At 30.3% G+C, this 24,629-nt stretch carries 24 protein-coding genes, 1 tRNA gene and 3 pseudogenes; 16 read left to right on the top strand and 12 right to left on the bottom strand.

Going from position 1 to position 24,629, the window contains the following annotated elements:
- The 4 genes and pseudogenes from tsaD to proC form a co-directional block, all read right to left on the bottom strand.
- A pseudogene (gene tsaD, locus NL275_RS00520) lies at positions 1 to 666 on the bottom strand (tRNA (adenosine(37)-N6)-threonylcarbamoyltransferase complex transferase subunit TsaD); the annotation flags it as partial.
- Positions 667 to 698: 32 nt separating this feature from the next.
- Positions 699 to 1,946, bottom strand: coding sequence for a glutamate-5-semialdehyde dehydrogenase (locus NL275_RS00515; protein ID WP_253300061.1), 1,248 nt, complete (start codon positions 1,944 to 1,946; stop codon positions 699 to 701).
- Between the two features lie 4 nt (positions 1,947 to 1,950).
- On the bottom strand, positions 1,951 to 3,027 hold the full coding sequence (gene proB, locus NL275_RS00510) for a glutamate 5-kinase (protein ID WP_253300060.1): 1,077 nt from the start codon (positions 3,025 to 3,027) through the stop codon (positions 1,951 to 1,953).
- Complete coding sequence (gene proC, locus NL275_RS00505) at positions 3,011 to 3,820, bottom strand: pyrroline-5-carboxylate reductase (protein WP_253300059.1); 810 nt, start codon at positions 3,818 to 3,820, stop codon at positions 3,011 to 3,013. Before proC ends, proB begins: the two co-directional genes overlap by 17 nt.
- Before the next feature lie 178 nt (positions 3,821 to 3,998).
- Here proC and NL275_RS00500 point away from each other — a divergent pair, with 178 nt between their 5' ends.
- Positions 3,999 to 4,997, top strand: coding sequence for a hypothetical protein (locus tag NL275_RS00500; RefSeq protein WP_253300058.1), 999 nt, complete (start codon positions 3,999 to 4,001; stop codon positions 4,995 to 4,997).
- A gap of 178 nt (positions 4,998 to 5,175) precedes the next feature.
- On the opposite strand, the gene der is transcribed toward NL275_RS00500, so the two are convergent.
- On the bottom strand, positions 5,176 to 6,495 hold the full coding sequence (der, locus tag NL275_RS00495; protein ID WP_253300057.1) for a ribosome biogenesis GTPase Der: 1,320 nt from the start codon (positions 6,493 to 6,495) through the stop codon (positions 5,176 to 5,178).
- Positions 6,496 to 6,612: 117 nt separating this feature from the next.
- Here der and NL275_RS00490 point away from each other — a divergent pair, with 117 nt between their 5' ends.
- Genes NL275_RS00490 through NL275_RS00480 form a run of 3 tightly spaced genes read left to right on the top strand, consistent with a single transcriptional unit; the run spans position 6,613 to position 9,156 of the window.
- On the top strand, positions 6,613 to 6,957 hold the full coding sequence (locus tag NL275_RS00490; RefSeq protein WP_253300056.1) for a hypothetical protein: 345 nt from the start codon (positions 6,613 to 6,615) through the stop codon (positions 6,955 to 6,957).
- Positions 6,920 to 8,689, top strand: a complete 1,770-nt coding sequence (locus NL275_RS00485; protein ID WP_253300055.1) for a hypothetical protein — start codon at positions 6,920 to 6,922, stop codon at positions 8,687 to 8,689. Before NL275_RS00490 ends, NL275_RS00485 begins: the two co-directional genes overlap by 38 nt.
- 29 nt (positions 8,690 to 8,718) lie before the next feature.
- A complete protein-coding gene (locus NL275_RS00480) occupies positions 8,719 to 9,156 on the top strand; it encodes a hypothetical protein (protein ID WP_253300054.1) in 438 nt (145 codons plus the stop codon).
- Here the strand turns inward: NL275_RS00480 and NL275_RS00475 are convergent.
- Both NL275_RS00475 and rnc read right to left on the bottom strand, forming a co-directional pair.
- The gene (locus tag NL275_RS00475) at positions 9,153 to 10,394 is read right to left on the bottom strand and encodes an IscS subfamily cysteine desulfurase (protein WP_253300053.1); all 1,242 of its coding nucleotides are present in this window, start codon (positions 10,392 to 10,394) and stop codon (positions 9,153 to 9,155) included. The genes NL275_RS00480 and NL275_RS00475 overlap by 4 nt on opposite strands.
- Positions 10,395 to 10,709: 315 nt before the next feature.
- A pseudogene (gene rnc, locus NL275_RS00470) lies at positions 10,710 to 11,410 on the bottom strand (ribonuclease III).
- Between the two features lie 179 nt (positions 11,411 to 11,589).
- Here rnc and mtaB point away from each other — a divergent pair.
- The 5 genes and pseudogenes from mtaB to NL275_RS00445 all read left to right on the top strand — a co-directional run bounded on the left by mtaB (position 11,590) and on the right by NL275_RS00445 (position 16,003).
- Complete coding sequence (gene mtaB, locus NL275_RS00465; protein WP_253300052.1) at positions 11,590 to 12,807, top strand: tRNA (N(6)-L-threonylcarbamoyladenosine(37)-C(2))-methylthiotransferase MtaB; 1,218 nt, start codon at positions 11,590 to 11,592, stop codon at positions 12,805 to 12,807.
- A gap of 50 nt (positions 12,808 to 12,857) precedes the next feature.
- Positions 12,858 to 13,808: an outer membrane protein gene (locus NL275_RS00460; RefSeq protein WP_253300051.1), complete on the top strand. Its 951-nt coding sequence runs from the start codon at positions 12,858 to 12,860 to the stop codon at positions 13,806 to 13,808.
- A gap of 156 nt (positions 13,809 to 13,964) precedes the next feature.
- Positions 13,965 to 14,686 (top strand): annotated as a pseudogene (locus tag NL275_RS00455) (Bax inhibitor-1/YccA family protein).
- A 68-nt stretch (positions 14,687 to 14,754) separates the two neighbouring features.
- Positions 14,755 to 15,222, top strand: a complete 468-nt coding sequence (locus tag NL275_RS00450) for a cytochrome c oxidase assembly protein (RefSeq protein ID WP_253300050.1) — start codon at positions 14,755 to 14,757, stop codon at positions 15,220 to 15,222.
- Positions 15,223 to 15,268: 46 nt separating this feature from the next.
- On the top strand, positions 15,269 to 16,003 hold the full coding sequence (locus NL275_RS00445; protein WP_253300049.1) for a ComF family protein: 735 nt from the start codon (positions 15,269 to 15,271) through the stop codon (positions 16,001 to 16,003).
- Positions 16,004 to 16,534: 531 nt separating this feature from the next.
- Here the strand turns inward: NL275_RS00445 and NL275_RS00440 are convergent.
- The 5 genes from NL275_RS00440 to NL275_RS00420 form a co-directional block, all read right to left on the bottom strand.
- Positions 16,535 to 17,353 carry a pyruvate, water dikinase regulatory protein gene (locus NL275_RS00440; protein WP_253300048.1) on the bottom strand — a complete coding sequence of 273 codons (819 nt, stop codon included), beginning with the start codon at positions 17,351 to 17,353 and terminating at the stop codon, positions 16,535 to 16,537.
- Between the two features lie 156 nt (positions 17,354 to 17,509).
- Entirely contained in the window at positions 17,510 to 18,058 is a 549-nt protein-coding gene (pth, locus tag NL275_RS00435; protein ID WP_253300047.1) for an aminoacyl-tRNA hydrolase, read from the bottom strand.
- Entirely contained in the window at positions 18,058 to 18,663 is a 606-nt protein-coding gene (locus NL275_RS00430) for a 50S ribosomal protein L25/general stress protein Ctc (RefSeq protein ID WP_253300046.1), read from the bottom strand. Before NL275_RS00430 ends, pth begins: the two co-directional genes overlap by 1 nt.
- A 65-nt stretch (positions 18,664 to 18,728) precedes the next feature.
- Positions 18,729 to 19,604 (bottom strand): protein translocase subunit SecF, encoded by an 876-nt coding sequence (gene secF, locus NL275_RS00425; RefSeq protein WP_253300045.1) that lies wholly within the window; start codon positions 19,602 to 19,604, stop codon positions 18,729 to 18,731.
- Positions 19,605 to 19,664: 60 nt separating this feature from the next.
- Positions 19,665 to 19,738: transfer RNA gene (locus NL275_RS00420), tRNA-Asp, on the bottom strand.
- A 188-nt stretch (positions 19,739 to 19,926) separates the two neighbouring features.
- Here NL275_RS00420 and rpsB point away from each other — a divergent pair.
- The 7 genes from rpsB (at position 19,927) to rpmF (ending at position 24,624) form a co-directional block, all read left to right on the top strand.
- On the top strand, positions 19,927 to 20,757 hold the full coding sequence (gene rpsB / locus NL275_RS00415; RefSeq protein WP_253300044.1) for a 30S ribosomal protein S2: 831 nt from the start codon (positions 19,927 to 19,929) through the stop codon (positions 20,755 to 20,757).
- Complete coding sequence (gene tsf / locus NL275_RS00410; RefSeq protein ID WP_253300043.1) at positions 20,754 to 21,614, top strand: translation elongation factor Ts; 861 nt, start codon at positions 20,754 to 20,756, stop codon at positions 21,612 to 21,614. Before rpsB ends, tsf begins: the two co-directional genes overlap by 4 nt.
- A 1-nt stretch (position 21,615) precedes the next feature.
- Complete coding sequence (gene pyrH, locus NL275_RS00405; RefSeq protein ID WP_253300042.1) at positions 21,616 to 22,356, top strand: UMP kinase; 741 nt, start codon at positions 21,616 to 21,618, stop codon at positions 22,354 to 22,356.
- A gap of 10 nt (positions 22,357 to 22,366) precedes the next feature.
- Positions 22,367 to 22,927 (top strand): ribosome recycling factor, encoded by a 561-nt coding sequence (gene frr / locus NL275_RS00400; protein ID WP_253300041.1) that lies wholly within the window; start codon positions 22,367 to 22,369, stop codon positions 22,925 to 22,927.
- Complete coding sequence (uppS, locus tag NL275_RS00395; RefSeq protein WP_253300040.1) at positions 22,924 to 23,628, top strand: polyprenyl diphosphate synthase; 705 nt, start codon at positions 22,924 to 22,926, stop codon at positions 23,626 to 23,628. Before frr ends, uppS begins: the two co-directional genes overlap by 4 nt.
- The gene (locus tag NL275_RS00390) at positions 23,618 to 24,244 is read left to right on the top strand and encodes a phosphatidate cytidylyltransferase (protein WP_253300039.1); all 627 of its coding nucleotides are present in this window, start codon (positions 23,618 to 23,620) and stop codon (positions 24,242 to 24,244) included. Before uppS ends, NL275_RS00390 begins: the two co-directional genes overlap by 11 nt.
- A 194-nt stretch (positions 24,245 to 24,438) precedes the next feature.
- Positions 24,439 to 24,624, top strand: coding sequence for a 50S ribosomal protein L32 (gene rpmF, locus NL275_RS00385; RefSeq protein ID WP_253300038.1), 186 nt, complete (start codon positions 24,439 to 24,441; stop codon positions 24,622 to 24,624).
- Positions 24,625 to 24,629: the final 5 nt, after the last annotated feature.

The raw sequence follows: 24,629 nt of genomic DNA, 5'->3' as shown, positions 1-24,629 counted from the left end.
AAATTTCTTACCGAAGTTTTTATACCAGAAAACGAAAAATCGCACCCTGGACGTTTTATCATTGCTCTTGGAAATGTAAATCTCGTAGCATCACCTTTTTTAGCAAGTTTTTCAATTAATGGACCTCCCTGGATAATTCAAGCCTAGCATTTTTGCAACTTTATCAAATGCTTCTCCCAACGAATCATCTAGTGTTTGTCCTAGTTTTGTGTACTTGCCCACATCATGTGCAATCAGAAATTGACAATGTCCACCTGATATTAGTAGAACTAAAAATGGAAATTCAACTTCATACAACAGCCTGATAACCAATGCATGTGCTTCTAAGTGATTAACTGCAATAAACGGTTTTTTTGTTGCATGAGCAATGCCTTTAGCCATCATTGAACCCACTATTAGTCCACCAATAAGTCCTGGTCCTAAAGTTGCTGCGATTGCACTTAAGTCACAGAAATTAAGATTAGATTTCTCTATGGCATTTTTCACAAGGCCACTCAAATGGTTCATATGTGCACGTGATGCTATTTCGGGTATTACGCCACCGCGTGTTTTATGTTCTTTTTGAGAAATAATTTCATGAGCAAGAATTTGTTTACTACTATTTATAATCGCTACAGCAGTTTCGTCACAACTTGTTTCAATAGCTAAAATAGTTCTATTAGTCATATAAAAAGAATACATAGGTTAGCAAAATGTTATCAAGATCTAATTTGTCCATTTCCATGTATGATCCACTTGTAACTAGTTAACGCATCTAGCGCCATTGGGCCGCGTGCATGTAATTTTTGAGTACTGATTCCAATCTCTGTTCCCATACCAAATTGTCCTCCATCTGTAAATGCTGTAGAAGTGTTTACATAAACGGCCGCTGCATCAATTCGATCAATAAAATAATCTATGACCTCTCTTTCCTCTGCAATTATCGCTTCGCTATGACCCGAAGTATGGATCATAATATGATTCACAGCCTCAATGACAGAATTCACAGTTTTAATTGCTAATTTATAAGACAGAAATTCCTTTCCAAAATCATCTTTACTTGCATGTTTAAGTAACTTCTCTTCATATAAACCCTTTAAGTAAGCATACGCTTCCTTATCTGCAAATATTTCTACACTATTTTTCTGAAGTTGCTCGACTAGTTCATACAAGTCATTAATGCGTGCTTTGTGAATAATTAAGCAATCTAAAGCATTGCAGACGCTCACCCTTCTGGTTTTAGCATTGTTTATTATATCTCGTCCTTTTTTGATATCACCACTCGAATCAAAGTAAGTGTGCACAATGCCAGCACTAGTTTCAATGACTGGAATTTTAGCATTATTCCTCACAAAATCTTTTAAAGATTGACTACCTCTAGCTATGCATACATCTATCAGATCTATTGCACTCAATAAAATACTTGTATTTTCTCGATTTGGAGGAAATAAATATGCAACATCAACAGTTATATTATGTTCCATCAAAGCTTTGTGAATAATTTGTACTAAAATTAAGTTGCTATGATATGCTTCTTTTCCACCTTTTAAAATACATGCATTACCAGTCTTAAAACAGAGAGAAAAAACATCTATAGTAACATTAGGTCTTGATTCATATATCACTGCTACTACTCCCAGTGGTACAGAAACTTTCTCTATACGCAATCCATTTGGCATTATCCTGTGCTCTAATTTCTTGGCGGTTACTGATGAAAGCGAAGCTATGTTTTCCGCATCATTAGCTATTAACTTAATCCTGCTTTCAGTAAGTAGCAATCTATCATACATAGGATTGCTTTTCTCCATACAACTTAGGTCTTTAGCATTTGCATCGATAATTTCTTTACAAAAGAGAAGTAGTTTATTAGCCACCGAACGTATTACTTCATTACGTTTGTTATCATCCAAAAGAGCAAGACTATAACTAGCTACCTTAGTTTTTTTTATTTGCTCAATTATGCTCATTCTTTTAAAAAATATATAAATAATCGTAATGAATAAATACTGGTTTATTTTGTTGTCTTAGCAATTTTTCTAACCTACCAGAATCGTATCGAGCTAACCCAATACCTATTATTTTATTGTCAGGTGCTAAGATTTCTATGATATCACCTTTTTGAAAATCGCCAACACACTGATCTATGCCAACGGGTAAAATACTAATAACACGTTTATTTTCTCTCAAAATCTCATATAGAAAATCGTTAATGATAATTTTACCACTCTTTTTTTCAGAATTATAAGAAATCCATCTTTTTATGTTTGATTTTCTCTTTTTTGACGGTAGAACTGTTGTTCCAATTTGCTCATTATTTATAATTAATCTTATAATAACGGATTGTTGACTAATTGAAGCTATATGAGTCATGATTCCTAGATTTGAGATTTTATAAGCAGTGTTAAGCTTACTTATCATTCCCCCTCTACCGTGAGTATTTTTGATACTTGAGATGTTAGGCCTGACTTTTTCCGGATGAATTATATATATTAATTCAGCATTTGCACTATTGGGATGAGATGCATAAACACCTTCAACATTGCTCAAAATTATTAGTCTATCTGCATTAATTTGTGTAGCTATAAGTCCAGCTAATTCATCATTATCTGTAAACATTAGCTCTTCAATGGCCACGCTATCATTCTCATTAACGATAGGTATAATATTTTTTTGGGATAATATTTCGTTTATCAATCTTGAAATATTAAGATAGTGTTGTCTTGTGCAAAAATCCTGTTTTGTTAGCAGTAGTTGTGAGGCAAGAATGTTATGCTTCTTAAACATATTAGAGTATAGTTGCATCAGTTCATGCTGACCTAATGACGCCAAAACTTGTTTTTCTCCTATAGAAAAACCGTATTCCTTACCTAATATTTGATTAGCAACACTTCTGCCAAACCCAACAGCACCAGAACTTACTAAAACAACTTGGTGTCCACTAGCTCTCAGCTGTATAATTTGCTCAACAAGGGAACTAAATATTGATTCGATTGGCATGCCATGATTCGACAATATACTCTGAGTACCAACCTTAATAACAATTTTCATTCGATAACTCCTTACTTCTTTTTAAAGCAGCCTTTAAAGCTTTTTCCATTGCTTGCTCTATATTTGGTTTTAGTACTTTTAAAGCTTCTTCTGTAACCCCTTTTTTACTTGCAACAGAACTGGTTAAATTCTGAAAATTATTATTTTTTTCTACAAGACTTGCACTACCTAAAAATATTTGCTGCACTAGCTTGCAAGCGATATTTTCATCTATACCAAATTTGATTGTTTCAGCTAATAGTATCTCACTCAAGAGGAAAAAATATGCAGGACCAGAACCCGAAATAGGTGTTAATATATCAATGTCGCTTTCTTTATCCAGCCAGAAAATCATACCAGATGGTTTAAAAGCGCTTTCTATTATATTAACATCTTGAGCTACTAAATTTTTCTTAGAAAAAAAAAGATTTATACTTTGTCCAGTTTTTATTGCAATATTAGGCATTAATCTTACAACCCTTGATTGATTTGGTAAAAAAGAAGAAAGTTGAGCAAGATTAATTCCAGCTAGCATAGATACGATAATGGAGTTGTCAATTCGTTGCACAAGCTCAGGCATTACTTCGCCTATAGTTTGAGGCTTAATTGCTAATATAATTAAATCAGCTAGGAAATTTTCAGCAACAGAATTGATGCTATTTACAAATTCTATCGAATGACTATTGATGAAGTTATTAGCATGAGACATACTTGGTTGTACAACAACGATACGTTCAAATAAATTATTTAATGGTGCCCACAAATGAAGTAGAGCTTTACCAATATTTCCGCACCCTATTAACAATAAATTCATAAAATATTTTTATAATTTGCTGATATAAAGCATATCTCATCCATCAAATCTTTGTACTTATTTTTGTAAATAGCTTCAATCTTGAAATTCTTATCTATATTTGCTTTTTCCTTAACAAGATATTGACTTATTTTAATATTAACAGTCTAATTGTTGATATTAATAAAGGAGATTTGCAATGAGCGGAAAGGCTAAAGTGAATAAGGTAAACAATAACAAATATTACAATTGTCAAATTGGTAAGGAAGCAGAAAATTCAGAGATTTTTGAAAACAAAAACACTATAGCATTATCTTTATATAATCAACCAAATTCTGATAAGATTGAAATAGAAAATAAACCAGAATTCAAGAATACAGGTAGTACAGAATTTAAACTTAAAAAACTTGAATTACAGAAAAATGGATATATAGCAAAACTTGAAAATGATAGTCAAATTATGACTATTACAGGCAGTAATTTTTACTTAGTTATTCCAGATTTTATGGATCCTAATGTAGAAAGAAAAGAAGATAGAAGAAAAAACGTGAATAACGGTGTTATTGGATATTATGATGATAATCCAAAGGTTAATTGTGAAGTAAAATTTAACGTTGTAGTTACGCTTGATATCGGTACAGATGTGAATAATTTATTTGAGGCGGGTGATTGGAAAATAAAGACGTTATTATCTACCGCAAAAGACAGGGGAGCTTGTGGCGGGTATCATATAAGCAGTGAACAAAAGAATTATTTAGGTTTTAATATAACTAATGATTCTTGTAAAGTAATATTACACGGAGACAAGGCTATAGATTACTATGGTAAAGAAAAAACATATTATCCAAAGTATATTGATCATATTGTAAAAGCAGGAATCAAGGTCGCTGTTTTCTTTGGAGGTATACAATGTATTTACAAGTCTTTAATGGAACATTTACAGACAACTTGTGGAGAAAATCTAAAAAAAGATGAGAAAAATAATACTACAGAACTTACCTTGACACACAAAAACGTTTTTATGACTGGAGAGATTTTAAATCAAGCTATAGCGAAAAAAGATTATGAAAAATCAACCAAAACTCTGAATAGCAAGATTCAAGATGTTGATCTTCATAATGTAAATGCAAATCAAAATGTATCGTTACCAAGTACAAGTTCAAGCTCTGAGCAACAAACAAATCAGCATGGCAGATAGAGAGTCATTGCTATTTTTTGTGATCAGTTTCATGGTGGGTATGTTTCATACAACTTGGTTTCTTTTCTTAGCATTAATGTACTTAAATGATTGAAGGCATAAATCTACATGGGTAATGTGGATTTTATGCTAAAAAATCTAAAATTATGTTTTTACATTTCCCAATGTGAAAGAAAATCTATTTATTAATATAGGGATTTTTATTTTTTTTGAGAAGTAATCTAACTGGTACACCGTCAGTAAAAAATGTTTTTCTAAGCTGATTAATTAAATAACGTTTATAGCTTTCTTCAACACTTTCAGGTATGTTGCACACTAATGAAAAAGCAGGAGGTTTTGTTCCAATTTGGACCATATACTTCATTTTAATCACTTTATTCTTTATAATTGGATGTGAGTGTTCACTCAAAGCAGAAATAAGCCATCTGTTTAGTTTTGCAGTGCTAATCTTTGTATTTAAAGATTCATTTACTTCGAAACATTTATCTAGTACATCACTGCAACGTATACTTTTCAAGGCAGATATTGTTATAGTTGGTACTTCTAAAAAAAGTCTAGTTACCTCTTGTTGTTTAACAAACTTTAGCAATGTACTTCTATCATTTTTATTAATCAAGTCCCACTTGTTTAAAACAACAACAATGCCTTTTCCTTCCTTAATCGCAATTTCTCCGATGGATAAATCTTGCTGCTCAACACCAAGAAGAGAATCTAGCATTAAAATTACGACATGAGAGCGCTTAATTGACTCAATACTCTTTTCAACAAATCTTGATTCTAAATCATCTGTTTTTTTGCGAATTCCTGCAGTATCAATGAGAGTAATTAGCTCTTGATTATAATTATATGAGATATCAATAGAGTCACGTGTAGTTCCAGGTTCTGCACTTACTATTACTCTGTTTTTCACAAGCAAGCTATTTAAAAAAGTTGACTTTCCCACATTTGGACGACCAATTATGGCAATTCTTAATTTGCTAGATTTGCAATCATCTAACTCATCATCTACGTTCAAATTTTGCATGACCTTGGCTAATGAATCATAAAGATCGGCCATACCAAGATTATGTTCTGCAGAAATATACACTAGATCAGCAAAATTGAAGCTCTGCAAATACTCAATACTCATTGATTTATCACTTTCGCATTTATTTGCCACTATTATAATAGGTTTATTTGTTTTTCTTTTTAACCACTTTGCAAATTCTCTGTTTTGATCATTCTGTATTTTTGCATCTACTAGAAAAAAAAATATATTCGAGTGGGAGAGAGCAAATTCTATTTGCTCAACAATTTGTAATGAAAAATTGCTTTGGTCATTCCATCCCCCTGTATCTACTAATTTAAATTCTAAATCACTAATTCTACCTATTCCTTCCCTTCTATCTCGTGTAATTCCTGGAATATTACTAACCACAGCAGCTTTTCTTCCTACTAATCTATTAAAAAGGGTTGATTTACCAGCATTTGGTAAACCTACTATTGCAATTTCTAGCATGATCATGAACCCCAAAAGTAAAGTATATAGTAATTATGCAGTTAAAGCTAAATTATGAGATATTGATTGTTTAAATTTTTATTTATATAATGGTATTAAGATAATAATAAATTGACAATGATTACAGAAGAGCCTGATGATGAAGTCTATTTTGATGCTGTGGAAGAGCTGATTCAGGATGATCAATATTACAACTCAAAAAATTATAAGCCAGTAAAAAATTCAGAGATTTTTGAAAACAAAAACACTATAGCATTATCTTTATATAACCAAACAAGTTCTGATAAGATTGAAATAGAAAATAAACCAGGATTTAAGAATACAGGTAGTACAGAGTTTAACCTTATAAAATTTGAATTACAGGAAAATGGATATATAGCAAAACTTGAAAATGATAGTCAAATTATGACTATTACAGGTAAAAATGCTTATATACTCACTCCAGATTTTATGGATTTCTGATATAGAAAGAAAAGAAGATAGAAGAAAAAACGTGCATAATGGTATTTTTGGATACTATAGTACAAATCCAAAAATAGACTCTGAATTGAAATTGAATATTATTGCTACATTGGATATAGGAGTTGATATAAATAAAATTTTTACAATTGAACGCACCACATCATGGATTAATCTAGCTAAGTTTATTAATAACACTTATATTACAAGTGCAAATGTGCTACTAAATCACGTAAAAAAATTTGGAAATTCTGGCGGGTATCGTATAAGTAGCGATGAAAGAGATTATATACAATTTATATTAGACGCCAACACTTTAACAATAGTAGCAGACAAAAAAAAAGCTATAGACTACTATAAAAATAAGGAATATCATCCAAATTGGATAAATACTACTGTAAAAAATACTCCAAAATTAGAATCTATTGTAGGATATATTTACGATACTATAGCTAAAATATTCAGTAATTCTTGCGAAGCAAAAGTAGATGAAGAAGGAAATCTAGAACTTACCTTAACACATAAAAACGTTTTTATGACTGGAGAGATTTTAAATCAAGCTATAGAAAAAATTGAGGAGAAAGCTGCTAAAGCAGCACCTAAAGCTGATGAAGAAGACAATAAAAAATATATTAGAAACAATGTGTCTCATGATAAACCTTCAGAAAGAGAAAATTCTTCTTCACAAAATGAGACTTCAGATAATATTAGAACGATAGATATAAACGTTACTGAGGTAAAAAATACAAATATGCAAATAAATAATATAAATTCAGAAGAAGAAAGTTCATCATTACCTGAAACGGAAATAAGTACACACAAAATTCTGAATAGCAGAACTCAAGATTCTGATCTTCATAATGCAGATGGAGAGATCTCTTTTGATTGTCCGGGAGAACCGATTAAGAACATAGAAGAAAAAGAAGTACACGAAAAGTCAAAATTAAGGTATGCTGGAGAGCAATTTGCTAAGATTGCTAGACACTCTAACCACCCAAATGTACCAAAAGAAGAACAGTTATCTATAGATTTAGGCAATCAACCTAGATTGAGTGTTATTGAGAAAATTTTGTATTGGATAGAGAATAATTTTAAATATTTTTTTCCAGCCTATAATTTATTTCCAGAAGTGGGAACGAAAGACAGAAAAATTTCTGGTACTGACTATAAGGTAAAATACTTTACTCAAGAAGAACAAACTCAACATACAAAAGAAATTCACAATGGTAAGTTGTATAGAATAAATCAAGAAGGTAAGCGTGAAGATCAGGAATACGATACATCTAACTGTACAAGTAAAGGAAAAAAAGGATGCGTAGCTTATGTAGTCACACTTGGTGGAAAGTTAATTACTCATGAGCACGTTAATTTTGGTAAGAGTGAATATTTATACAGACATTCAACACTTACAGGTGGGGGACCAGTTATATGTTCTGGTTTGATGAAAGTGGAAAATGGTAAGATAACATATATAGATAACAACAGTGGACATTATAAACCCAAAAGTGCACATATATATCGAGCTGTAAAAATATTAAAGCCTGTGTTGGCAAAAAATGCAAAAATTTCTTGTTCAGGAAGTTTATTACATTTTATAAAAAACATCTGTATAAAAGGCTTTTATGTTTTTTCAAAAATTTCAACCACAAAAGAGCCTGTGGAAAAATTCTTAAATAAAATGGAAAAAGCAGGAAAGAATGGGTTAACGAAACAGAAAAATACTTTCAAGCTGTAAAAGATTATGATGAAAGGTATGAAAGAGATTTGTTTTACGCAAGTTATAAGTCACCTACAAGTGAACCTGCTAATAAGCCTACTATAGAACGTTCAATAAGAAAAATCATAGGATCTGAACCCATTAATAAGGTTGGACACATGCCTAAGATTGAGTTTGCTGAACAAGGTGATGTTACTCATATATCTTTTTATTATGAAAAAGATTATAAGAAATTTTGTAAACTTTTGAATTATACAAAATATAGCTATAAATTTACTACTAGTGAAAAAGAACAAATATTCGAAGAATCAGAAAAATATAAATGCAAAGATAGGCCTATAAAAGTTAAACAACATACAGTTTGTATGGATATAAACCAATTTAATAAATTTACAAAAAACGTTTTGAGAATTGAAGTAACATCTGCTTTATATGATATACAATGCAAAAACCAAGAGCAAAACTTAAATAATGGAATTATTTAATGAGCATCCCATTTTACAGTATTTAGATCTATTCCCTCTTGTACCATCTCAAGAAGTGGGCTCATATCACGTAGTCTACTAATATTTTTAATTACAAGTTGCGCAGCATATAAAATTTCTTCTTTAGTAGTAAATCTACCAATACCAAATCTGATTGATGAATGTTCAAGATCATGACCATTATTTAATGAACGTATCACATAAGATGGTTCAAGAGATGCAGATGTACAAGCAGAACCAGAACTGACTGCCAAATCTTTAATTGCCATAATAATTGATTCACCTTCAACGTAAGGAAAACTAATATTTAAATTACCAGGAATGCTATGATCAGAATCGCCATTTAATACGATATCAGGAAAAGAATTTTTTATTTCGTTGTATAAAATATTTCTAAGCTCTTTTAGTCTAATAGCTTCTTCGGCCATTTCTTCTTTTGCAATTCGTGCTGCTTCACCAAAACCAACTGCAAGAGGTGTTGGAATTGTTCCAGAACGCATACCCCTTTCTTGTCCACCTCCATTAATTAATGGTACTAATCTTACGCGAGGATCTTTTCTACGAATATACAGCGCTCCAATCCCCATAGGTCCATAAATTTTATGGCCAGAAATACTCATTAAATCAATTTTCATTTCATTAACATCTATTGGAATTTTTCCAAACGCTTGAGCTGCATCAGTATGAAAAAACACATTATGTTTTCTGCATATTTCACCAATTTCTTTTATAGGCTGAATTACTCCTATCTCATTGTTTACCATCATCACTGAAGCAAGAATTGTTTCTGTAGTAATTGCTGCTTCAAATTTTGATAAATCTATAATTCCATTTTGTTTAACAGGTAGATATGTAACTTTAAATCCATCACTTTCTAAATTCCTACATGAGTCTAAAATACATTTATGCTCTGTGCATACAGTAATTATATGCTTACCTTTGTTTTTATAAAAATTAGCAACCCCTTTAATTGCCATATTATTTGATTCAGTCGCACCTGAAGTAAATATTATCTCTTTACTGTTTGCATTCACTAAGTCAGCAACATAATTTCTCGCTTTTTCTAATGCTTTCTCAGCATTCCAACCAAATGAATGGCTACGAGAATGTGCATTACTAAATTGCTCAAAATAAGGAATCATTTCTTTCAAAACACGCGGATCAACACTAGTAGTAGATTGATAATCGAGAAATATTGGAAGCTTTATATTACTTTCTCGTAATGTTGTTTTTATCATTGAATTTATTAAGCTATTCTGAACAATATAACCTAGTGCTATTAAATTGTATAGATAAAAATACTTATAGAGAACAGTTCAGTATAGCTTTATCATAAAGCTGAGGTAGTAGTAAAAAATAAAGTAATTTATTATGTAATAAGCATTTCATTTAAGAATGAAAGCTACCTATATATTACAAAAAATTGTTGTTTAAGTAAATAAAGAATAATAAATCTTTTATTTGGAAACAAATATCTTTTTCAAAAATTGTTTAATGGAGTTATTGCAAAGATTTAAAAAGACATAAAAGGTATGCTAATTCCTTTTATACAATCATTCTTCTTCATTATTATTGTTGATTTTTTTGAGTATTGATTCAGCTGCCTTTTGTTCAGCAACTTTTTTACTATAAGCACTTGCTGTAACTTTTTCATAGTTTTCTATGCAAACTGATATAGTAAATTCAGGTTTATGAGCAGGACCATCTTTTTTGACAAGCATATATTCTGGTAAAGAGAGCTTGTTTTTCTGAGCCCATTCTTGTAATGAAGTTTTGGATCTTGTGGAGGATCAAGGGCTTTTTTAGCTAATTTTTCCCAATGTTTAATAACAAATCTTTTAACAATTAAAAGACCTCCATCTATATACATTGCTCCTATTAAGGCTTCAAGTGAATTTTCTAAGTTTTTTAAATTGGATAAACCCCCATTACAGCGTTCACTGTTATTTATAATAATAAAATTAGCTAATCCAATTTCTTTGGCTATATTAGCAATAGCACTACCACATACTAAGTACATTTTTCTTTTTGCCAATGACCCTTCTTCTTCATCAGGAAATAAATCAAATATCATAGCAGACACAATCATATTTAATACACTATCACCCAAAAATTCTAATCTTTCATAACTTAAAGGCTTGTTTTTACTATTCTTTTTATTAACACTAGGATGAGTTAACGCTTCTTGTAGCAGAGCATTATTTTTAAATTCATAATCAACTATTTTAAATATTGCTTTATTCAAGTTTTGCATATTTTATTTATGAAAAAAGTATTTCCCATTAGAGCATATCATAAACTTAATTTTTTAGAAAATTACAATAATTTGAACAAATACATTAAGTAAAATTTCCTTGAGATATTAGTACAATTAGGTTTAGTTAAAATATTTGATATAATAACTACGTTACATAATCTATAAAAAATCTAACTATGAGCGAAGTAATAACATTTGGTTGTCGCTTAAATTTTTATGAAAGTGAGTTCATTAAGCAAGCACTAAAAAAAGCAGAGAGAGAAAATGTTGTTGTAATACACAGTTGTGCAGTAACAAATGAAGCAGAACGTCAGGTAAAACAAAAAATACGAAAAATCCATAAAGATAATCCAAGCAAAGAGATTATTGTAGTTGGTTGTGCTGTTCAATTAGATCCTGAATCTTATATTGGTATTCCAGGAGTAATACAAGTATTAGGTAATCAAGATAAACTGAAAGTTGAAAATTACTTGTTGAATAAAAACGAAAACAATAATCAACTAAAAACTACCTTTATTAATAACTTTCAAGATAAATCACGAGCCTTTATTGAAATTCAAAATGGCTGCAATCATAGCTGTACATTTTGTACTATCACTCAAGCAAGAGGGGATAATAGATCAGTTCCAATTTCTAATATTATAGAGCAAGTAAAAATTTTTGTTGCCAATGGCTATCAAGAAGTAGTTTTCACAGGTGTTGATATTACTGATTTTGGTACAGATTTATTTGGCAAACCATCACTTGGTTTGATGATTAAAAGAGTGTTAAGTGATGTACCCGAACTAAAGAGACTTAGACTTTCTTCGATTGACGTTGCTGAAATCGACAATGAACTACTAGAGCTTATTGTCAATGAATCAAGACTTATGCCTCACTTACATTTGAGTCTACAGTCTGGTAACAACTTGATACTAAAAAGAATGAAGCGTCGTCACAGTAGAGAACAAGCTATAGAATTTTGTTATAAAGTAAAAAAATTAAGGCCTGGTATAGCATTTGGAGCTGATATTATTGCTGGATTTCCAACAGAGAATGATGAAATGTTTCAAGATACCGTTAATCTATTGAAAGAACTAAATATAGTGTATCTTCATGCCTTTCCATATTCAGAACGAAAAAACACCCCCGCTGCAAGAATGACACAAGTACTAGAAAATATACGTAAAGAAAGAGTAAAACACTTAAGGGATATAAATAAAAAAATTATGAGTGACTTTCTTCAATCCTTAGTAGATACTAAACAAAGCGTTCTCATTGAGCAAAATAATGTTGGTAGAGCAGAAAATTTTGCACTAATAAAATTGAAACCACGGTTATCACCTAAAAGTGTTGTGAAAGTTGATATCATAGGAGTGGAAAATAATTATTTAATTGGTGATATTTCTTCTTAGTTTTTATTAAACTTCGTGATAATATTTACATAAATATAACAAATATGTATATGATAAATAACTTTATTTCACTTTTTACCTTAATTCTATGTAGTTGTTGCTTCTTTGTTCATAATTCATATGCCGAACAAGATTTCATTACTAAGAATATTATTTTTCCAAATTTAGCAAAGAAAAGTGCAATAGAGAATTTTCCATATCGAGAATTTGTAAATACTAATGTTATAAGTAGTGAAGAATACTCACCAAAAAAAGATAATACCTTCACTCCAAATTTTTTTTTAAATCGAAATTTTTCAAAAGAAGAATATAATCGTGCTTCAAAGGAATCTTCAACAGTAATATCACAAAAAGATAATTCTCATAAAGTTTATAGTTTTTATACCGGCATTAATTTTGGCAAAGTATACTTTGATAACTCAGATATATTTATAGAAGGCATAGGAACAATAGGAGATATGGTATTAAGCTTTATGTCAGAAAATAACCCTTTGATTCAACAACTTATAACACCAAGATTAAAAGAAATGATAGCAAAAATTAAAACTTTAAGAGATGAAATCAATTTTCAATGGCTTGGTAGTACATATTTAGGTTATCATCCTAGAAAAAACGGCCGTATTGATTTTGAAATTATGTATTCTCAAATAGATATTCAAAATACTAATAAACCCTCTTTATTTGATAAAAAAGCAAGTACGTTTACACTTTTATTAAATTTCTATTATGAACCTTGTATTAAGAATACTAAATTTATTCCATACTTTGGTCTTGGAGTAGGTCCAACACTTTTCAGATTGAAAATGGTTAATGGATCAGCTGAAGAGTTAATGCCATTAAATCTTCCTTGGTTTGCATATCAAGCAAAGTTTGGTATTGAGCGCCAGATTATTGAGGAAGTAAATATTTCTCTTGGCTATCGTTATTTTAGCATCCCTATACCCATTGCAGATGATATATCTACTCATAGTCTTGAAATTGGACTGCGATTTAGTTTTTAGTAATCATTTGTCTAAGATTGGGGAGAAATAAAAACAACAAATGATTGATATTGGCTGCACAATACCTCAAATCATGTTCAAATAAGACTTGATAAAAATATAGTTTTGTATTATAATACGTTAGTGTAAGATCAAAACAATAATAGGAGTCATATTATGTCTTTTACGAGAAATGAACAAAACGTCCGTTCTCAAGGTATCTACTATAGTGCTGGATTAAGGAACTATTTAACTAAGGTATATAATTACATGGCATTAGCTCTTGGCGTTACAGGTATAGTTGCGTTTTTAGTTGCATCTTCTGGTTTGCTTCAAGTTATACATTCTAATCCTGTGTTATCCCTTGTAGTAACATTCTCTCCGATTGCACTGGTATTTTTCATGTATTATAAACTTTTACACCTCAGTGCTCAGGCTACGATTGCTATATTTTTTACATTTTCATCTTTAATGGGATTATCTCTTTCTTATGTTTTTATAGTTTATACTGCAGAGAATATAACTAGAGCATTTTTTATTACGTCAATAATGTTCGGTTCTATGGCTTTATACGGTAACAATACAAAAAAAGACCTTACGAGTTTAGGCTCTTTTTTAATTATGGGAGTATGGGGACTACTTATTGCATCTATAGTGAATTTATTCCTTGGTAGTAGCCCACTTTACTTCGCGACATCGTTTATTTCAGTAATAATATTTGTTTTAATGACTGCATATGATGCTCAAAGAATCAAAGATATTTATTATAGATATAATGATGGCTCAGAAATTGCAACTACAAAACTTTCTATATTAGGCGCAACTAACCTTTATTTTAATTTCATTAATATATTCCTCAACGTCCTGAGATTGCTAACCTATTTAACAATAGAGATTAAATGTGTGCTTCTTTTCAAAAGGGAGCAACTATTCAATAGTTTTCTTTTTAATATCTTTAGTTGTACTGATGCTATGCCTTGCATATGCTTCAGTACCTTTATATAGCATATTTTGTAAAGTAACAGGCTATGGAGGAACAACAAAAAGAGTAATAAGTTCAACACAAAATATAATAGATAAAAAAATAAGAGTTTATTTGAATGCTGATGTAATGCCTGATTTACCATGGGAGTTTACTCCAGAAGTTAATTACATTGACACAAAAATAGGAGAGCAAAGCTTAGCTTTTTATTATGCAAGAAATCTATCCGATCAACCTATGTCGGGAATGGCAGTGTATAATGTTACACCTTTTAAGGCAGGCAAGTATTTTAATAAAGTTGCGTGTTTCTGCTTTGAAGAACAATTATTATCATCAAAGAAAAAAACGGCAATGCCTGTATCTTTCTTTATAGATCCTGAAATTATTAATGATTCCAGCACTAAAGAGTTAAGTGAAATCACTTTATCATACACATTTTTTAAGCTTAAGTAATGTATAATTTATTATATAATATAGTTACTATATTATATAATAAATTATGACCTTGTTTTCACTAAAAAAAGCCATCAATCTTATATTTCCCAATGCATGCGTAAATTGTGAGCAGATCATCAGTGAAGATATTGAATTATGCAACGAATGTAACTTAAAAATAAACTTCTTAGCTAAACATTACTGCAATGTTTGTGGCTCAGTAATTGCAAATAACATTTATACATGCGGTAAATGTATTATCGATCCTCCTAAATTTAAAGTTTTAAGATCTGTTTTTGCATATGATCAAAATAGCAAAGATATAATAATAAATTTAAAATTTTTCGATAATTTAAATCACGTAAAAACTTTTGCAAAATGGATGCATCAATTTCATAAAGATATATTTAAAGATGCAGATCTTATTATTCCTATTCCATTACATAGATTGCGCTTATTTAAACGTAAATATAATCAATCAGCTTTGCTTGCAAAAGAATTAGCTAAAGTAACTAATCTGTTCTATGTACCTTATGCAATAAAAAGGCTCCGTAATACCAATCCTCAAGCTGGTCTTTCATTAAAACAGCGTGAAAAAAATTTGAAAAATGCTTTTAGTATTTGTAATAAGGAGATTATAAAGAATAAAATTGTAATATTAATTGATGATGTAGTAACAACGGGAGCAACCGTGAGATCCTGTGCTCATGAAATCTTAAGCTCCGGTGTAAAAGAAGTAAGGGTTCTGTCACTTGCCAGAACAGTGAATGATTTTGAAAATTTTATACTTAATGAATAATGTGTTGTACAGTTCACATTTTTTCTTGATTCAATTGTTATATACCAGAAAAAGATTTATAGAAATGCTATATATATCATCTACTAAAAAAGTATAAGAAGAGAAATAAGTATAAAAATAAAAAGGTTTTAAAATTTTATTTTCAAGTAATTAAAGATCCGTTGTGACTAATTTTTATTAATACAGCTACGAGATATAGATAGCAAATACCAGTACTTTTGAATCTAGACTTCTGATTATTGTTTAAAGTACCAAGTAGTTATTTTTACTGTTTTGTAAAATTTGTGATCATATTAAAGAAATGCCTTAGTCTACTGTTTGTTATAAACTTATTTGCATAATACAAAAAATATTGTTCGATTAGAGTAAAAAAATTCCTCAGATTATAATATTTATAAAACTTTATAAACTATTTTTCAGTTATATTATCAATCTATGGCACGATTCTTTATATGTTATTACACATATTATCAATAACTACACTCTTTTTATTATTGATTTTTAGCAAATTTTATCAGATTTTAAACCACATCACATTTTATTAAAGTATTGTATAATGGTTGCTGCTACTTCTTCTATTGATTTTTGTGTCACGTTAATAATTGGCCATTTTTGCTCTTTAAACAGCTCCTCTGCTTTATTTACTTCTGCTTTTACTTTCTCGTAATTAGCGTATATGTTATTATTTTCATTGTTAATTGAAGTTAGTCTATTTTTGCGTATTTCTATTAGTCTGTAAATATCTATTGTTAGACCTATTACTAACTTATCTTTTAACTTTTCTAAATCAACATAAAATGGTATTTCACCAACAAAAGGAATATTTGCAACTTTATAACCTCGATAAGCTAAATACATACCAGTTGGTGATTTTGATGTGCGAGAAACTCCAACTAAAATTATATCTGCCTTGTCAATATCTTTTATATTCTGCCCATCATCATGATTCATAGTATAGGTTATTGCTTCAATTCGCTGAAAATATTCATCATTTATCTCATCATATAAATTTGGGTTTAAATCTTTCTGAATATTAAGATAAGATGAAATTTCTCTGATAATATGTGACAATATTGCTATATAAGGAACTTCTAAATTTCTACAATTATCTTTTAAATATTTTCTTAACTCATCATTAGTTACAGTACATATAACCAAATTATATTCGCTATTTTTAGTTTTGATTTTTTCTATAATTTCATCAATTTGTCCCTTATTCTCTACAAAAGACCATACATATTCAACTGTTTCTACAGATCGAAAGTGTTTAAGTGCTGATTTTGCAACCGATATTACAGTTTCACCACTTGAATCTGATACTAAATGTAAATTGAGTTTTTTTAGTGCCATTTTTTCCTGAGGTTCACGACAAACTTAAATGTTATAAAGGTTAATGACCTTGATTATAAAATATGGTAGGTTAAAGAGAGATTTTGCCAAGAGTAAAATACATAAAATAAAACCTGTAAAAACTTAATAGAATAGAATTTTGATTGAGAAAAATGGCTACATGATCTGATTAATAAAAGCGAGATTATTTTGACATAATAAAAAGTGTATGTTTTGTGCTATCTTTTCAGCTAATTGAGTAATATTATCAAGGTTTTCAAATTTTGATAATACATAATCTGCTAAATTTGTATTGGTTTCAGGCCTGCCAATTCCAATTCTCAACCGCCAATAATTATTACCTATAGAATTATCTATAGATTTAAGACCGTTATGTCCTGCAGAACTGCCACCTTTTTTTATTTTTATCTTACCCAGCTTTAAGTCAGCATCATCGTGTATAACTAATACACCATCTAATGCTATCTTGTAAAAACTCAGTACTTTTATTAAACACACACCAGAATTGTTCATGAATGATTGAGGTTTTAAAAGCAATACCCGATTGTTATCGATCATTCCAGAACTTATAAAATAGTTATCCTTTTTGGAAAAATTTTGAAAACTCCAATGCTTACAAATTGCATCAACGATGATAAAACCTAAATTATGATAAGTAAATTCATACCTTCTGCCAGGATTACCAAGACCAACTATTAGGTACACTATTCTTGATTTTTAGGCTCTTCAATTTCACTGTTAGCTGAAGAAATCGTCAAAATTGTAAAATTATCTTCCTCATGAGATACAACATCAGCACCTTCAGGTAGTTTTACATCATTGATATGTATTGATTGCCCAATCATTTTACCAGATAAATCAACTTCAATAACCTGTGGTATATTATCAGGAAAACATTTAATAGTAATTGAACGGCACATAATGTTTAATATGCCTCCTAACTTAATTCCTGGAGCTTTATTTTCATTTACAAAGGATAAAGGTATATCTATTTTAATTTCAGTATTTGTATCTACAAATTGAAAATCAACATGTTGTATAGTGTCTTTTACCACATGCCACTGAATGTCACGAACAATAGCATATTCCTTCTTTCCTGATATATTGAGTTCTATTAAATGTGCAGAAAGAAGACCTAACTTATATTGCTTTGAAAATTCTTTAGCGCATAAGGTCAGATTTATATTTTCACGCCCTTTCCCATAAATAACCCCAGGAATATTTTCCTCTTTTCTTAATAAACACATTGCTTTCTTTTTTGTAACATTACGCAATTCTGCGTTAATAGACACTACCTGCTGTTGTACCACGTTTATTTACTCCAATTCATAACTCTTGCCATGAATCATAGCATAAAAAATATTTATTTCAAATTTTATACTGGTATGGTTTCTTTATCTTTTAAAGTCAGTATCGAAGAAGATATAAATATTGAAGAATAAGTACCAACCAAGACTCCGAAAAAGATAATTAAGCTGAAATCCTTTACTATGTCTTTACAAATTAATATTAATGGAATCGTTGCAAGAAGAGTTGTACCAGAAGTAAATGTAGTTCGTGCTAATGTAGCATTAATACTCTCATCTACTATTTTTTTCATCTCTTGATTTTTTTTACCTCTCAATTCTCTAATTCGATCATATATTACAACAGAATCATTGATTGAGTACCCTATAACAGTTAATAAAGCAGCTGTTGATGAAATATTGAATTCAATACCAACAAGGCTAATAAAGCCTGTAGTTAAAATGACGTCATGTATTAGTGCTATTGTTCCACAAAAACCATAACGCCAATCAAATCTCACCCATATATAAAAAAATATTCCAAAAATCGCAATTAATATAGCCGTTATTCCTTCAAAAATTTGCATTGAGCTTATTTGTGGGCCAACATAGTCTATTTTCCTATATATTATTGGATTGCCTAATTTTTCTACTAGTATTTCCTTTATTGTTTTGATTGTATTCTCATCCTTTGCATCCTTAAAATAAATTATTAAATTATTATCTGATTTTGAATTTTTTACTATGAAGCCACTAGTTTTTAAATCATCAATAACAGACATATTTTTATTTGAAGATGAAATTTCTATCATGACTCCACCTGTAAAATCTATTCCTAAATTCACTCCTCTCAATGTAATAATGAGTAATGATAAAGTTACGAGAATAATACTAATTAACATAGTTAATTTTCTATATTTACTGAACTCTATATTAAGATTATCTGGAATTGGTCTAAACACCACCTTATCTATCACCAACTATACTAAAACATACTAAAAGAATTTTAGGCAAAAACATATGTGCGGGAATGACGGGACTTGAACCCGTGACCTCATGCGTGACAGGCATGCGCTCTAACCAACTGAGCTACACCCCCCATGTTTATTTTATTAAAAACATTAACTCTAAAGGTAATTACCATGTTATAATTTGTCAATGTTTTTTGTTTGCTTTATTATATATTTTCTATTATTATATAGATAACTTAATTTCACACATGGTAAGTACAAATAGTCCCGTTAGGGGTCATGCCATGGAGGATAAACTATTTGGAGGGAAATGATTATGGTAAATATACCTAAATTCACTATACGTGATTTAGCAGGCGCTGGTATACATTTTGGACATAAGACTAGTCGCTGGAATGCAAAAATGGCTCCTTACATATATGGTATAAATCAGACAAACAATATACATATAATTAATTTGGAAAAAACATTACCATTACTAAAAATTGCTTTAAAAGCTCTATACGATGTTGCATCTAAACATGGACGTATTTTATTTGTTGGTACAAAATTTCAAGCATCTGATGTTATTGCAATTGAAGCAATTCGTTGTGGTCAATATTATGTAAATGATCGTTGGTTAGGTGGTATGCTTACGAATTGGGGTACTGTTTCTTCTTCGGTAAGAACTTTAGTGCAATATGAAAAAGTGCTAAACGATGAAGAAAGTACTTTAACAAAAAAGGAACTAGGGAATATTGATAAGAAAAGGAAAAAACTTGATAAGTCACTAGGTGGCATTAGAGAAATGGGTGCATTGCCAGACATCCTATTTGTTGTTGATACTAACAAAGAAAATGTGGCTGTTAAGGAAGCTAAGAAATTGGGTATTCCATTGGTTGCAATTCTTGATACTAATTCAAATCCAGATGGAATTACTTATCCTATACCTGGAAATGATGATTCTAGAAAATCTATAGAGCTTTATTGTCGATTAGCTTCTGACTCTATATTATCAGGAATGGAGTCCAATTTAGCAAATTCTGGGGTAAAAATTGATAATATTGAAGGTGATGAATTTATTAAAGATAAGATGCTGGAAAAAAGTGAAATTGTTCAAACTAGAAAAAAAAGCAGTAACATTACAGTAGGAGAAAGTGAAAGATGACAATAAATATAAATGACATAAAATTACTACGTGATAGAACTGGTGCAGGTATAAGTGACTGCAAGAAGGCGCTGGAAGAATGTAATGGGAATATTGAAAGAGCAAGTGATAAGTTGCGTGTTATAGGGTTAGCTAAAGCTGGTAGAAAATCTGACAGAGTAGTTTCAGAGGGCTTAATAGCTATGCACTTATCTGAAAATTATGGAGTATTAATTGAGTTAAATTGCGAAACAGACTTTGTTGCAAAGAACGAAAGATTTATGGGGTTAGCTTTAAAATTAGCTTCACTTGCATGCAAAGAACGTTTTACTAAGATAGATGAGTTACAAAATGCTAAGTATGAAGAAACTAGCACAGTAAATGAAGTTATTTTAAATGAAAGTTCCGTTCTTGGTGAAAAGCTACAGTTAAGTAAATTTGATTATGCTACAGCTACGAATGGAATTATAGCAGGTTATGTTCATGGCTCCACATCTAGTACGGGTAAAATTGGAGCTTTAGTTGTGTTAGAGTCACATGGAGATAAAATAAAATTACAGGAGATCGGAAAACAAGTAGCCATGCACATAGTTGCTATGAAGCCCGAAGCTCTATCTATAGATGATTTAGGACAAGATAAGCTAAATAATAAACGTTCTTTAATTTTAGAAGAAGTAAAAAATTTAAATAAGCCTGAAGAAGTCACAAAAAAGATAATAGATGGTCGTATGGCTAAATATTATGAAGAAGTTGTTTTGCTAGAGCAAAAATTTATCAAAGATGATAAATTGAGTGTTTGCGATTTTTTAAAATCAAGCTTGAATGTTCCTGTTGAATTATCTAGTTACAGGTTACTTGCTTTAAGTAATGACAATTAAGATGTCTACTTTAGTGGATCTAAAGAGTGAAGTAATATATTCCAGAGTATTATTCAAACTTTCTGGTGAAGCCTTAATGGGAGAAAAGAATTTTGGTCACGATATGGAAACCATAAGCGCTTTATCCAATGAAATAATAGAAGTTTATAAACTTGGAGTTCAAATTTGCATTGTCGTTGGTGGTGGCAACATTTTTCGTGGTGCATCTGCTTCCTTCAGTGGTTATGAAAGAGCAAGTAGTGATTATATAGGAATGCTTGGCACTGTAATTAATTCTTTAATTTTGCAAAATTTTTTAGAAAAGAGTTCTATAGTATCTAGGGTAGTTTCTGCTATACCTATGACTACTATATGTGAATCTTATATAAGAAGAAAAGCTATTCGTCATTTAGAAAAAGGTAGAATAGTAATTTTCGCAGCAGGAACTGGTAATCCATTTTTTACCACAGATACGGCTGCGGCTTTACGTGCTGTTGAAATGAATTGTGATGTAATTCTAAAAGGTACACAGGTAAGCGGTGTATATTCTTCCGATCCTAAACAAAACAAGGATGCAGTAATGTATGATAAGCTTTCTTATACAGATTTGTTGGCTCGAGATCTTAAAGTAATGGATGCATCTGCTATTTCACTTGCACGCGAAAATTCAATTCCTATTATAGTTTTTTCTCTAAAAGAAGAAAAAATGGTTAACATTATCAAGGGACAAGGAATTTATACTATTGTTTCTAATTCTGAATAAATGAGTGCATATGTTAAATGATATAAAAATTAAAACAAAAGATAGAATGCTCAAAACGCTTCAATCTTTCCATGATGATATTAAGGGTGTGCGTACTGGTAGAGCCAGTCCGTCACTACTTGATGGTATAATGATAAATGTTTATGGTGGGCATCAGAAACTCAATCAAGTTGCCGGGGTTTCAGTGATAGATAATAGAACTTTATTAATAAAAGTTTGGGATGTTGAAACTGTAAGTGAAGTAAAAAATTCTATTTTAAATGCTAATCTTAACTTGAACCCTGTTATTGAAGGTAGTAGCATACGTGTAGCTCTTCCAGAATTAACGCAAGAAACTCGTCAAAAGCTAGTTAAGCTATTGCATCAGTTTGCTGAAAATGCACGTATTGCTATTAGAAATATACGTAGAGATATTATAGAAGAAGTAGAAAAAATGAAAGAAGATAAACAGATATCAGAAGATGATTTTCATAATATTAAAAAAGAAGTACAAAGTATTACAGATGATAATATTAAAAAGATAGATTCTGAGTTATCTACTAAAGAAAAAGATATACTTCACACTAAATGATTAATGAATTAAATCCTGAATATCTGCCGAAGCATTTAGCAATTATTATGGATGGTAATGGCAGATGGGCAATAAATAAAGGAAAAGCAAAAATTGATGGGTATAAAAAAGGTGGCGAAGTTGCATACAACATTGCTAAATATTGTGCAGATCTCACCATACCATACTTAACTTTATATGCATTTTCTATAGAAAATTGGTCAAGGCCTGAAGATGAAATTAACGATCTCCTTGATTTGTTTTATTCTTTTTTAGTTAATGAAAATAGAATAGATTTTATCTGTAATTGCAATATTAAGTTAAACTTCATCGGCAATTTGAATCTATTACCTAATAACATACTAGAACGGATAAAAAAAGTAGAAAAAATTACATCTAATAACAGTGGTTTATTACTGACTATAGCAGTAAGTTATGGTGCAAAACAAGAAATCATACAAGCTATAAGCTTTGTTATAAAGAATAATATTGATTGTGTATCAGAATATGAGTTTGAAAAATTTCTATACACTAGGGGCCTTCCACAATTAGATCTTTTGATTCGAGCTGGTGGAGAAAAGAGGCTAAGCAATTTTTTATTATGGCAAGCTGCTTATGCTGAATTATATTTTTGCAACACTTTGTGGCCTAATTTTTCTTGCAAACATCTAACAAAAGCATTACAAAAATATATACAAAGAGAAAGAAAATATGGTAGATAGTAATTTCATTATTAGAGTGTTATCTGCAACAGTGATATTATTTATATTTTCCTTTGCGGTTTATTTTAGTGACTTATCCTTTTACCTATTAATTTTTTCAATAACAGTTTTATCTTCTTTTGAGTGGTATAATTTAACACGAGGAAATAAAATTTTTTATATTTTTGCATTAATATTAATCGCACTACCAAACGCTTCATTAATATACCTATATAACCTACCACAAGGAAAACATGTATTGGTGTGGCTTATCTTAACTATTTGGAGCATTGATATCGCTGCCTACTCATTCGGTAAACAATTTGGCGGAGCTAGAATATGTCCAATTATTAGCCCTAGAAAAACATGGTCAGGACTGCTTGGAGCCATTATAATTAGTGTGGTGTTGACGACTTTTGGGTCGTTGTTTTTAAGGTTGTTTCCAATTCTTTATTCTCCTGCAATTGGGTGTATTATCGCTATTGTAGCTCAAGTAGGTGATTTCACTGAATCAGCCATAAAAAGAGCTTACGGAGTCAAAGATAGCGGTAGTATTATACCAGGTCATGGAGGAGTTCTCGATCGTATGGATAGTTTTATTTTCACGGCGCCACTTGTTGCAATCTTAATACAGTAAATAAAACGAAGATTGAAATATCACCTTTTATTACTATATATAATTGATACTTTATCAATATAAACCCTAATTTATTTTCAATTCTATTACCGTTAGAATTATAGATGTTCCTTTATAATTCTCGATATCCTCTATTTACTTATTGAAAAAAACATGTTAATAATGATTTTAGTTATATTAAATAGGGAGAATTTGTGGCAGTTCCTAAAAGAAAAAAGTCTAAGTCTCGGCGTAATATGCATCGCTCCCATCATGCTATTAAACCTAAAAATGTTGTATTAAATTCAACAACTGGGGAGTTTATGTTATCTCACACCATAGCACTTGATGGTTATTATAATGAGAGGAGCGTTTTCTCTAAACAGCAGGTTGCGGAATAGTGATA

The organism is Wolbachia endosymbiont of Chironomus riparius (genome assembly GCF_918315375.1).
This window is presented reverse-complemented; position numbering and strand designations above follow the sequence as displayed.

Bases quoted from the DNA above. Each gene is read 5' to 3' on its own strand.
- NL275_RS00515 (WP_253300061.1), bottom strand. From the start codon at position 1,946: ATGAGCATAATTGAGCAAATAAAAAAAACTAAGGTAGCTAGTTATAGT.
- proB (WP_253300060.1), bottom strand. From the start codon at position 3,027: ATGAAAATTGTTATTAAGGTTGGTACTCAGAGTATATTGTCGAATCAT.
- proC (WP_253300059.1), bottom strand. From the start codon at position 3,820: ATGAATTTATTGTTAATAGGGTGCGGAAATATTGGTAAAGCTCTACTT.
- NL275_RS00500 (WP_253300058.1), top strand. From the start codon at position 3,999: ATGAGCGGAAAGGCTAAAGTGAATAAGGTAAACAATAACAAATATTAC.
- der (WP_253300057.1), bottom strand. From the start codon at position 6,495: ATGCTAGAAATTGCAATAGTAGGTTTACCAAATGCTGGTAAATCAACC.
- NL275_RS00490 (WP_253300056.1), top strand. From the start codon at position 6,613: ATGATTACAGAAGAGCCTGATGATGAAGTCTATTTTGATGCTGTGGAA.
- NL275_RS00485 (WP_253300055.1), top strand. From the start codon at position 6,920: ATGCTTATATACTCACTCCAGATTTTATGGATTTCTGATATAGAAAGA.
- NL275_RS00475 (WP_253300053.1), bottom strand. From the start codon at position 10,394: ATGATAAAAACAACATTACGAGAAAGTAATATAAAGCTTCCAATATTT.
- mtaB (WP_253300052.1), top strand. From the start codon at position 11,590: ATGAGCGAAGTAATAACATTTGGTTGTCGCTTAAATTTTTATGAAAGT.
- NL275_RS00460 (WP_253300051.1), top strand. From the start codon at position 12,858: ATGATAAATAACTTTATTTCACTTTTTACCTTAATTCTATGTAGTTGT.
- NL275_RS00450 (WP_253300050.1), top strand. From the start codon at position 14,755: ATGCTATGCCTTGCATATGCTTCAGTACCTTTATATAGCATATTTTGT.
- NL275_RS00445 (WP_253300049.1), top strand. From the start codon at position 15,269: ATGACCTTGTTTTCACTAAAAAAAGCCATCAATCTTATATTTCCCAAT.
- NL275_RS00440 (WP_253300048.1), bottom strand. From the start codon at position 17,353: ATGGCACTAAAAAAACTCAATTTACATTTAGTATCAGATTCAAGTGGT.
- rpsB (WP_253300044.1), top strand. From the start codon at position 19,927: ATGGTAAATATACCTAAATTCACTATACGTGATTTAGCAGGCGCTGGT.
- tsf (WP_253300043.1), top strand. From the start codon at position 20,754: ATGACAATAAATATAAATGACATAAAATTACTACGTGATAGAACTGGT.
- pyrH (WP_253300042.1), top strand. From the start codon at position 21,616: ATGTCTACTTTAGTGGATCTAAAGAGTGAAGTAATATATTCCAGAGTA.
- frr (WP_253300041.1), top strand. From the start codon at position 22,367: ATGTTAAATGATATAAAAATTAAAACAAAAGATAGAATGCTCAAAACG.
- uppS (WP_253300040.1), top strand. From the start codon at position 22,924: ATGATTAATGAATTAAATCCTGAATATCTGCCGAAGCATTTAGCAATT.
- NL275_RS00390 (WP_253300039.1), top strand. From the start codon at position 23,618: ATGGTAGATAGTAATTTCATTATTAGAGTGTTATCTGCAACAGTGATA.